10 protein-coding genes are annotated in these 10,834 nt (G+C 28.0%); 9 read left to right on the forward strand and 1 reads right to left on the reverse strand.

Going from position 1 to position 10,834, the window contains the following annotated elements:
* Positions 1-130 precede the first annotated feature (130 nt).
* Positions 131-1,399: a dicarboxylate/amino acid:cation symporter gene (locus I4U58_RS09510; RefSeq protein WP_195931064.1), complete on the forward strand. Its 1,269-nt coding sequence runs from the start codon at positions 131-133 to the stop codon at positions 1,397-1,399.
* A gap of 123 nt (positions 1,400-1,522) precedes the next feature.
* Here the strand turns inward: I4U58_RS09510 and I4U58_RS09515 are convergent, their stop codons facing one another.
* Complete coding sequence (locus tag I4U58_RS09515) at positions 1,523-2,545, reverse strand: LacI family DNA-binding transcriptional regulator (RefSeq protein WP_195931065.1); 1,023 nt, start codon at positions 2,543-2,545, stop codon at positions 1,523-1,525.
* A 200-nt stretch (positions 2,546-2,745) separates the two neighbouring features.
* On the opposite strand from I4U58_RS09515, the gene I4U58_RS09520 reads away from it, so the two are divergent.
* The 8 genes from I4U58_RS09520 (at position 2,746) to I4U58_RS09555 (ending at position 10,787) form a co-directional block, all read left to right on the forward strand.
* Positions 2,746-4,053, forward strand: a complete 1,308-nt coding sequence (locus tag I4U58_RS09520) for a sugar ABC transporter substrate-binding protein (RefSeq protein ID WP_195931066.1) — start codon at positions 2,746-2,748, stop codon at positions 4,051-4,053.
* 5 nt (positions 4,054-4,058) lie between these two features.
* Positions 4,059-4,943 (forward strand): sugar ABC transporter permease, encoded by an 885-nt coding sequence (locus I4U58_RS09525; protein WP_195931067.1) that lies wholly within the window; start codon positions 4,059-4,061, stop codon positions 4,941-4,943.
* A gap of 3 nt (positions 4,944-4,946) precedes the next feature.
* Complete coding sequence (locus I4U58_RS09530) at positions 4,947-5,798, forward strand: carbohydrate ABC transporter permease (RefSeq protein ID WP_195931068.1); 852 nt, start codon at positions 4,947-4,949, stop codon at positions 5,796-5,798.
* A gap of 3 nt (positions 5,799-5,801) precedes the next feature.
* Positions 5,802-6,923: a sn-glycerol-3-phosphate ABC transporter ATP-binding protein UgpC gene (gene ugpC / locus I4U58_RS09535; protein WP_195931069.1), complete on the forward strand. Its 1,122-nt coding sequence runs from the start codon at positions 5,802-5,804 to the stop codon at positions 6,921-6,923.
* A complete protein-coding gene (locus I4U58_RS09540; RefSeq protein ID WP_195931070.1) occupies positions 6,923-8,272 on the forward strand; it encodes a glycoside hydrolase family 32 protein in 1,350 nt (449 codons plus the stop codon). Before ugpC ends, I4U58_RS09540 begins: the two co-directional genes overlap by 1 nt.
* Before the next feature lie 21 nt (positions 8,273-8,293).
* Positions 8,294-9,256, forward strand: coding sequence for a carbohydrate kinase (locus I4U58_RS09545; RefSeq protein WP_195931071.1), 963 nt, complete (start codon positions 8,294-8,296; stop codon positions 9,254-9,256).
* A gap of 25 nt (positions 9,257-9,281) precedes the next feature.
* On the forward strand, positions 9,282-9,899 hold the full coding sequence (locus I4U58_RS09550; protein WP_195931072.1) for a sugar O-acetyltransferase: 618 nt from the start codon (positions 9,282-9,284) through the stop codon (positions 9,897-9,899).
* 168 nt (positions 9,900-10,067) lie between these two features.
* Positions 10,068-10,787 carry a TIM barrel protein gene (locus I4U58_RS09555; protein ID WP_195931073.1) on the forward strand — a complete coding sequence of 240 codons (720 nt, stop codon included), beginning with the start codon at positions 10,068-10,070 and terminating at the stop codon, positions 10,785-10,787.
* Positions 10,788-10,834: the final 47 nt, after the last annotated feature.

A 10,834-nucleotide genomic window follows, 5' to 3' on the forward strand; every position in this document is an offset into this window, starting at 1 on the left:
AAAAATAAGAAAATATAAGTGAAAAATATGTCGACACTTAAAAAAATAATGCAAATATATATTTTTTATTGTATACTTAAGAAGTGGCAAGAGATGACAAAATATTTTTTATATAAAGGGAGATGGTTAAATGAAAAAGAAACTTAGCTTGACGACAAAAATTTTATTAGGATTGTTTTTAGGATTTGTCTGTGGACTTATATTAAAATCTGTTCCAGATAATTATATAAAAGATACAATTATTGTAGGCGGAATTTTAAAAATATTCGGAACAGGATTTACAACTGCAATTAAAATGATGGTTGTACCTCTAGTGTTTGTATCATTAGTATGTGGAACATCATCTATGGGAGATGTAAAAAAATTAGGTAGAATAGGTACAAAAACTATGGCGTTTTACTTATCTACAACAGCAGTAGCAATAATAATAGCATTAATTTTAGGAAGTGTATTAAAACCAGGTGCAGGACTTGATATGAGTCATATGGTTAGTGGAGAAGTTACAATTGGTGAATCTAAATCGCTAGTAGATATAATATTAGGAATAATACCATCAAATCCAATAAAAGCATTTGCGGATGGAGAAATGTTACAAATAATATTCTTTGCAATGATTACAGGGATAGCAATGAGTATTGTTGGGAAAAAAGCTGAACCTGTTAGAGTAATATTTGAAAGTTTAAATGAAATATGTATGAAAATGGTAGGAATAATAATGTTATTCGCTCCATATGGTGTATTTGCTTTAGTTTGTGATACTTTCTCATCAGTTGGACAAGATGCAATCCTTGTACTTATTAAATATATAGCAGTAGTTTTATTAGGTATGGGAATACATATAACTTGTGTATATGGAGGAATGTTTAAATTATTTACAAAAGAAAAAATAATGCCATTTTTAAAGAAATTTACATCAGTAGCAGCTATAACATTTTCAACAGCATCAAGTAATGCATCAGTACCAGCAAGTATGGAAATACTTGAAGAATTAGGGGTAGGTAAAACTACTAGATCATTTACTATACCAATGGGAGCAACTATAAATATGGATGGAACTGCTATAATGCAAGGTGTTGCAGCATTATTTATAGCTCAAATATACGGAATTGACTTAAGTATAAATCAAATGATTACAATAATTTTAACAGCGACTTTAGCATCAATCGGAACAGCAGGGGTTCCAGGTGTAGGTATGATAATGCTATCTATGGTATTAACATCAGTTAATCTTCCACTTGAGGGAATAGGGCTTATAATGGGTGTTGAAAGAATAATAGACATGTTTAGAACTACTGTAAATGTAATGGGTGACAATATCTGTACACTTATAATTGCAAATAGTGAAAATGACTTTGATAAAGATATGTTCTATGGAGAAAAAGAAGAACAATTAGCTTAATTTAAAGATACAAAAGGGATATAAAGCAAGTAAGATTTGCATTATATCCCTTTTATATTAAATAGAAAATGATATTTATATGCTAAAAACAACTTATATTTTCAAATTATAAACTATAAAAAATTATAATGTTGATTCTCTTTTTACAATAGTAGGGTCTATGACTACGTGTTTATTAACTCTTAGACAGCCTTTTTTATTTTTACGATTTATTTTTATTCCCTCTGTTAATATAGATAAAGTATTTTGGGTAATTTTATTAACATCTTGTTTAATTGAAGTTAATGGGATAAATGACTCTATTGCAGCTGGAGAATCATCAAAGCCAATTACCTCATAATCATCAGGAATAGATTTATTGTTTTTTACAAGTATTTTGATAAAATAATTGGCTAAAGTATCATTACTTAAAAATACCCCGATTTTTTTGCCGTTATATTTAGCTTCTATTTTTTTAAAAATATTAAATAATTTACTTGTAGTATCGCTTATATCGTTATTGAAAACTTCATAAAACACCATATGTTCAATATTTTTATCTAAACAGATATTTTCAAAGGCCTTAATTCTATCGATTGATGGAATTTCCTCTGATATAGGACTATTTATATGTATTAACACATCACAATTATTTTCAATAAGGGTGTTTGTAGCTAAAGATGCACCCAAGTAGTTATTTGTATCGACGCTTGAAATATATTTAGATTCCCTTTCGATTCCCACAATAGGTATATTATAATCTTTTAATTGTATAGAAGGGATACAGGAACTAATCATAATTAAGCCTTCAATTTGATATGCTAATAACTCATCTATATACTCTTTTTCTTCATCGATATTTCCATTACTAGTAAAAACTAAAAATTTATAACCATATCTAGAATAAGTGTTTAATATAGAATTTAGTAAATATGAATAAAAGTGTAATTCTAGTTTTGGTGCAATTATTCCTATAAATTCTGTTTTCCCATTAGAGAATATTTTAGCAACCTTATTTTCTTTATAATTCAATTCTTTTAGGGCATTTTCTATTAATAGACTTGTCTCTTTAGTAAGGTTTTCTGGAGAATTAAAATATCTAGAAATTGTAGCAGTAGATAAGTTTGTATACTTAGCTATATCGCTATATGTAATATTTTTTTTCAAAATAACACCTCTTTATAATAAATAATTAATATTAAGTTTATCAAATAAATAAGTGTTTATCAATATTATAGGAAATAAAGAAAAAACAATTGGAAATAGAAAAAAATATAGTTGACCTAATTGGAAAAAATATGATATTATGAAAATGTAATCAAAAATGTAATCGATTACATAACAAAATTAAGGGGGAATTAATTTAAATGACAAAAAAAATTGGGAGTATTCTATTAATTTTCATATTGATAATAAGTTTGGTTGGATGTGAAAAGAAAATAGAAACGGGAAGTATTAGTGGCTTTGACAAAAATGAGGAGTACATTTCTATGTGGGTACATACAATAGAAAATACTCCAGAAGGGGAAGCATACAAAAAAAGTGTAGAACTTTTTAATAAAAAATATGATGGAAAATATTTTTTAGACATAGAGTTTATTCCACGTAATGAAAACGGAGGGGGATACTCAGATAAAATTAATGCTGGTGTTATGTCAGGAGACTTACCTGATATTATAACAGTTGATGGACCAAATGTTTCAGCATATGTAGCTAATAATATAATACAGCCTCTAGAAGGTGTATCAGAAAAAGACAAATCTGTATATTTAGATTCTATAATAGAACAAGGAACAGTTAATAATAAGCTTTACGCGCTAGGTGCTATGGAATCAAGCGTTGGATTATATTATAACAAAGATATAATAGAAAAGGCTGGTATTGAAATTCCTAGTATGGATGATCCATGGACTTGGGATGAATTTTATGAAGTATGCGAAAAAATAAAAAATGTCATTCCGGAAAACGATTATCCGATTGATATGACATTCCCTTCAGGAGAAACAACAATTTACTACTATGCACCTTTTATATGGTCTAATGGGGGAAATTTTGTGAGTGAAGATGGATTAACGGTTGATGGATATTTTAATTCAGAAAAGACTTATGAAACAGTGGATTATTTCAAAAAATTACTAGACAATAAGATGTTTTCAAAAACTAAGATAGAGAATTTATTTGAACTTGAAAGAGCAGCATTTAAATTTGATGGTGCTTGGCTAGTTAATAATATGAAAACTAGTTATCCAGATTTTAATCTAGGCATTGCACCTTATCCTGTAGGAAATGATTGGAACCAAGAAAAATATACACCAACAGGTTCATGGACATATGCAGTAAGTACTAATTGTACTAATGTAAGTGCAGCTACAGAAGCTGTTAAATGGTTAAGTGGTGTTGAAAGTGGTGTCATTCTAAGTGAATTAACTGGAAATATGCCTTCTACATATGAGGCATATGATAAATTACCTCAATTTAAAGATGGATTATATGCATTTTTAAAAGAACAATTAATAACTTATGGTCATCCAAGACCTAAAACACCAGTTTATCCTCAAGTGAGCGAGCAATATCAAAGATCACTAGAAGATATAGTTTTAAATAATAAAGATAAAAAAGATACAATCGAATACTCTGTGGAAAGGATAGACGCAAAATTAAAGCGTTATAGATAGATGAAATGGCTAAAAATAATACAGTAGAAAAAAGAAACTCTATTCTTGGTATGTCATTCTTTGGACCAGCGTTAGTACTTATGGCACTATTTCTATTCATACCAATGATTTTAACACTTGTGTTTAGTTTTACGGATTTCTTTGCATTAAATCCAAGCTTGACAAGCTTTGTTGGATTAGACAATTATGTAGCATTATTTAGAGATAGATTATTTGTTCAAGCTTTTGGAAATACAATTTTATTTGTAATTATAATAGTTCCTTTTCAAATGGGACTTGCTTTTGGACTTGCATTGTTTATAGATAAAATATCATATTGTAAAACTTATTTTAAAATATCATTTTTTATCCCAGTAGTAATGTCGCTAGCTGTAGTTTCTACTTTATGGATGCAAATATACAATGCAGAAGGTATTTTAAATACTCTTTTAGGATGGATAGGAATAGATCCACAACCATTCATATATAGTGCAAAACAAGCACTTCCTTCAATTGCATTTATGAGTATATGGCAAGGGGCAGGATATCAAATGCTAATTTTCTTAGGAGGATTACAAGCGATATCACCTAGTTTATATGAAGCAGCGGAAATAGACAATGCATCTGCATGGGCTAAATTTAGATACATAACTTTACCATCATTAAAACCAATTTTGATATTTGTATTTATAACAATAACAATTGGTGCATTTAAAATGGTTGTTCAACCTATGGTTATGACAGGTGGTGGACCTTCATATTCTACATACACATTAGTATATGACATATACCAAACTGGTACAGTAAACTGGGAAATAGGAACTGCATCTGCTATGTCTATAGTATTTGCAATATTTGTAATAATTCTAACAATAATACAAAATAAAATAACAAAGGACAAGGAGGAATAGGATATGAAGAGTCAGAAACGTAAAATTATTGAAATAATTGTATGTGTAATTATGATAGGAGTTTCATTATTATTCTTATTCCCTATAATATGGATGATAGCAAATTCATTTAAAGGAGATGCTCAAATCATAAAAGATATGAATACATTTGGAGCATTTATACCACCTACTTTAGATGGAAATTTCTTTAGTAACTATATAACTATAATTCAAAATTCTGATTTAATGAAGTATATGTGTAATACAGTTTTTTATGCAGCTATACTTATCGTGTTAAGTGTTTTAGTAAATGGTTTAGCAGGATATGCACTTGCTAAAATTAAATTCCCATTTAGAGAAGGTTGGGTATTAGTAATAACTTTACTTATGATAGTACCAGCTGAAACTATAATAACAATTAACTACATGATGATTGCAAAGGCTGGTTTATTAAATAATATAATAGGATATATTTTACCATTGATAGTCAATCCATTTAATATATTCTTATTTAGACAGGTGTTTGTACAACTACCTGATGAGCTTAGAGAAGCTGCAGAAATGGATCACTGTGGAACTTTAAAATACTTTTTAAAAATAGTACTTCCAATGTCAAAGTCAGTTGTTGCTACAGTTAGTGTATTTACTTTCTTAAATGTATGGAATGACTTTATATGGCCATCTTTAATATTTACATCTAATGATTTATTAACAGTTCAAATAGGATTAAACTCTATAACAGCTAACGATAATACAACTACAGGACAAGTATTAGCTACAATTTCATTAATAACAATACCAGTAATAATTATTTATTCATTATTCTCTAAACAAATTGTTGAGGGAGTTACGACAACAGGAACTAAGGAGGGGTAAGATATGAGCTTTGTATCTTTAAAAAATGTAAATAAACAATATAAAGGAAATAAGAAAAAATCAGTTACAGATTTTAATTTAGATATAGAAAAAGGAGAATTTATAGCATTTGTCGGTCCATCTGGATGCGGTAAGTCTACTACACTTAGAATGATAGCAGGATTTGAAGAAGTGACAGAGGGACAAATAGAAATAGACGACAAAGTTGTAAATGATTTATTACCAAGAGATAGAGGGATAGCTATGGTTTTCCAAAATTATGCTCTATATCCTCATATGACAGTAGAAAAAAATATAGCTTTTGGACTTAAAAATATAAAAACTCCACAAGAAGAAATCAATAAAAAAGTGGATTGGGCGATAGATGTTTTAGGACTTGAAGAATATAGAAAAAGAAAACCTAAAAATCTATCAGGTGGTCAACGTCAAAGGGTTGCACTTGGAAGAGCTATAGTTCGTAATCAAAAGGTATTTTTAATGGATGAACCACTATCAAACTTAGATGCCAAATTACGTGTAAGTATGAGAAATGAAATAACAAAATTACATAGAGAATTAGGAGCAACTACTATTTATGTAACGCATGACCAAGTAGAAGCTATGACTATGGCAGACAGAATAGTAGTAATGAAAGATGGAGTTATTCAACAAATAGGTTCACCAATTAAGCTTTACAATGAACCTGTAAATAAATTTGTTGCAGGATTTATTGGATCTCCACAAATGAATTTTATAGAAGTAAATGTAAAAGATGATGTAGTAGAATTTAACGACGGCAAAAAAATACATCTAACTAAAGGAATGAGAGATAGATTACAAAAATCAGGAAAAATGATTTTAGGTGTTAGAGGAGAAGATATTAAATTCGACTCTTTAAATATGGAACTTAGAAAAGACGATATATTAAAAGCTACTGTAAGCAATGTTGAAGTTATGGGAAATGAAAATAATATATACTTCACATTAGGAGGGGAAACAATAATAGCAAGAGCATCTAAATATGATTTAAAAAGTATAGGAGAAGAAATTGAATTTGTAATAGACTCAAATAGATTACACTTTTTCGATATAGAAACTGAAGAAAGTATACTTAACTATTTAAATGAAAGTGAGACAGCAATATAATGAAAAATAAAGCAATAAATAAACCAAAGTTACATCTAACAGGAAAAAGAAATTGGATTAATGATCCGAATGGATTGATATACTATAAAGAAAAGTATCATATGTTTTATCAACATTTTCCTTATGCACCTCAATGGGGAACTATGCACTGGGGACATGCTATAAGTGATGATATGGTAAATTGGACTTATGAACCAATAGCACTATTTCCAACAAAATTATATGATAGAAATGGGTGCTTTTCAGGTAGTGCAATAGAGGTAAATGGAGATTTATATTTATATTATACTTCTGTTAAATATCTAGATACACCTGAAGATAATATAACAGTACCAAAAGATGATGTATTTGAAGCATCACAAGCTATGCTTATATCTAAAGATGGATTTAATTTTGATAATTTCAATGATAAATCTTTGATAATACCTGCTATTGAAGATAAAGATTTAGGTCATTACACACATACTAGGGATCCTAAAGTATGGGAATATAAAGATAATTATTATATAATTCTTGGGACTAAGGTAAAAAAAGACGATAATGAAAAATATACAGGAAAGTTATTATATTATAAAAGTAAAGATGCGAAGAAATGGGAATATATAAATTCATTTGAATTACATGGATTAGGAGATATGTGGGAGTGCCCTGATATATTTTCTGTAGATGGAAAATATGTATTAACACTTTCGCCAGAAAATTATTATACTGATGGAATAAATCCAACTAATAATGCAGTATTTGGAATTGTAGATTTTGAAGAAGAAACTTGTAATACAAAATTTAAAAAGGATGACTTTAGAGTAGTAGATTTAGGATTAGATTACTATGCTCCACAGTCATTTATAGATAAAGAAGGTAGACGAGTTCAAATTGGTTGGATAAGAATGAATAAACCTTTTGAAAATCATACATGGTTAGGTATGATGAGTTTACCAAGAGTTGTAGAAGTTAAAAATGGACAAATTATTACTAATGTTCATCCAAATATATCATCTTTGTTTACAAAAGAAGTAGATATAGACCATGTAGATTTAAAAAACAGTATATGTATAAAAGCTACTTTAAAAAATAATTCAAAAATAAATATCGGAGGATATGAAATATCATTTGAAAATAATACTATAACTGGTGATAGAACTAAAGTTTGTAATCAAGAAAATGTAGCTTTAAAATCATCAACTAAAGTATTAGAAGATAATTGCTATATAGAGGTATATATTGACTATGGAGTAGTAGAAGTTTATATAAATAATGGACAATATGTAATGACCCATATTGTAAACCCATTAGAAGGTAAATTAGAAGCAAGTAATTTAAGTGATTTTAAAGTATATACTATTAACTAGTAAGGAAAGGAACTTATAACTATGAAATACGATGTAGTAGCTCTCGGGGAATTATTAATTGATTTTACAATTGATGGTAAAAGTAATCAGGGAAATAACACTTATGAAGCTAATCCAGGAGGTGCTCCTTGTAATGTATTAGCTATGCTAAATAAGATGAATAAAAAAACTGCTTTTATAGGAAAAGTAGGAAACGATGCTTTTGGCCAAATACTAAAAAAGACAATCGATGATGTAGGTATAGATTCTAAGGGTTTAATGTTTGATGAACATGTTAATACTACATTAGCTTTTGTAAATATTGATGAAAATGGAGAAAGAAGCTTTTCATTTTATAGAAATCCTGGAGCAGATATGATGCTAACAGAAGAAGAAGTAGATTTTGAAATTATAAAAAACGCAAAAATATTCCATTTTGGAACATTATCAATGACACATGAAAAAGTCAGAATGGCTACAAAAAGGGCAATAGATGAAGCGAAAAAACGAAATATATTAATATCTTTTGATCCTAATTTAAGACCATTATTATGGGAAGATTTAAATTTAGCAAGAGAACAAATCGACTTTGGATGTTCTGTATGCGATATTTTAAAAATAGAAGATGAAGAAGCTAAGTTTTTAACTAATTGTGATAATATAGAAGAAGCTGTGGAAATATTAAAAAATAAATACAACATAAAGATTATTTTATTAACTGCTGGAAGTAAAGGAAGTACAACATATTATAAGGATTTAGTTGTAAAACAAGAAGCTTATTTACAATCAAATACTATAGATACAACTGGAGCAGGGGATACTTTTTGTGGAAGTTGTTTAGGTTATATAATAGAAAATGATATAGATAATTTAAATGAAGAAAAAATAAAAGATATGATTTCTTTTGCTAGTGCAGCAGCATCTATAGTAACTACAAAAAAAGGTGCAATTTGTTCTATGCCAGAAATTGAAGAAGTAGAAAAATTGAGAAAAAAATATGAGTAATTTATATAATTGTTTGTAATGGGAAATGGAGGTAATTGTGACAGAAAAAGAAAAAATGTTACTGGGGAAATTATACAATGCAAGTGATGCAGAGCTTCAAAAAGAACTGAAAAGATGTAGGAAATTAACTAGATTGTTTAATAATTCAACTGAAGAAGATATTGAGTATAGAAGTAAATTATTAAAAGATTTATTTGGGAAAGTTGGTAAAAATATATTTATAGAGCCTACATTTAGATGTGATTATGGAAAGAATATCTATATTGGAGACAATTTTGTTGCAAATTACGATTGTATTATATTAGACGTTTGTAAAGTTGAAATAGGAAATAATGTCATGTTTGGACCAAGAGTATCTGTATTTACAGCAGGTCATCCAATAGATGCAGATGTAAGAATTACAGGTCTTGAATTTGGAAAAGAAATAAAAATAGGAAATAATGTATGGATAGGTGGGAATACTGTTATAACCCCAGGAGTCAAAATAGGGGACAATGTAATTATAGGTGCTGCATCAGTAGTTACAAAGGATATAGAAGACAATGTAATAGCTGTAGGTAATCCTTGCAAGATTTTAAGGAAAATAACAGAGAAGGATAAGATATATTGGAATAAAAAGAAAGAAGAGTACTTTCAAGATTAAAAAGATATAATTAGAAAATATAGATTTATTTGTTAAATTGAAAATATCTGAAACCAACTTAATATGGTTTTGGATATTTTCTTTTTTAGGTTATATTATTATTTTGATATAATAGATAAAATAGAATAAAAGATTAAAAAAGTTTTAATTTATGGAAAGGGTGAGTTTATGAAAATAGGAATTTCAGCATTAAAATTTAATTTAGAAGATGCGTTAAATATATGTAAGAAAAATAAAAAAATAAGCCATATCGAGATGGGAATTGACAACTTAGAAGATGTAGAATCTTTAAAAAAATACAAAGACGAGATAAATAAATTGAATTTAAGTATATCAATTCACCTTCCGATGGAATTAAATACTTGTGAAGATATAAAATTTATAAGAAATTCATGGGTAGATTTTATATGCGAGATGGATAAAATTTTGAGTTTAGACTTTGATATAAAATACTATAATGCTCATTTGGGTTATATTATGAGCACTCGATTAGACAAAAATAGACAAAGGTATTTACAAAATACAGTAGAGTTTTTAAATGATGAGAAATTAAAAAATAATTTACAAAATAAAATTATATCTATAGAAAATACATATTCTAAAAAAGGTGATTTTTCGAATGTAGGAAACTCTGTCTATGATTTTAAATATATATTTGACAAAATTGAAAACGATAATGTGTATTTTTGCTATGATACAGGACATGATTTAATAGATAATAGTGATTATGAACAGATTTTTGATAAAATAAAAATAATACATTTTAGCGATAATAATGGAAAAGAAGATTTACATATCGGATATACAAAGGGGATTTTAGATTCTAGTATATTTGAAAAGATAGAAAATGTAAATCCATTAGTTTTATATAGTGGTCTACTTTGTTAGCTGAATCCATTGGGATTTTAAGCATAAGTGATTCCAATGTCTCAAGT

This window comes from Clostridium sp. 1001270J_160509_D11 (assembly GCF_015667935.1).
Taxonomy (GTDB): Bacteria; Bacillota; Clostridia; order Peptostreptococcales; family Peptostreptococcaceae; genus Intestinibacter.

What these genes read in the sequence shown, in the direction of transcription:
- I4U58_RS09530 (WP_195931068.1), top strand. Translation starts at nt 4,947, where the DNA reads ATGAAGAGTCAGAAACGTAAAATTATTGAAATAATTGTATGTGTAATT.
- I4U58_RS09545 (WP_195931071.1), top strand. Translation starts at nt 8,294, where the DNA reads ATGAAATACGATGTAGTAGCTCTCGGGGAATTATTAATTGATTTTACA.
- I4U58_RS09520 (WP_195931066.1), top strand. Translation starts at nt 2,746, where the DNA reads ATGACAAAAAAAATTGGGAGTATTCTATTAATTTTCATATTGATAATA.
- I4U58_RS09550 (WP_195931072.1), top strand. Translation starts at nt 9,282, where the DNA reads ATGGAGGTAATTGTGACAGAAAAAGAAAAAATGTTACTGGGGAAATTA.
- I4U58_RS09510 (WP_195931064.1), top strand. Translation starts at nt 131, where the DNA reads ATGAAAAAGAAACTTAGCTTGACGACAAAAATTTTATTAGGATTGTTT.
- ugpC (WP_195931069.1), top strand. Translation starts at nt 5,802, where the DNA reads ATGAGCTTTGTATCTTTAAAAAATGTAAATAAACAATATAAAGGAAAT.
- I4U58_RS09555 (WP_195931073.1), top strand. Translation starts at nt 10,068, where the DNA reads ATGAAAATAGGAATTTCAGCATTAAAATTTAATTTAGAAGATGCGTTA.
- I4U58_RS09540 (WP_195931070.1), top strand. Translation starts at nt 6,923, where the DNA reads ATGAAAAATAAAGCAATAAATAAACCAAAGTTACATCTAACAGGAAAA.
- I4U58_RS09525 (WP_195931067.1), top strand. Translation starts at nt 4,059, where the DNA reads ATGGCTAAAAATAATACAGTAGAAAAAAGAAACTCTATTCTTGGTATG.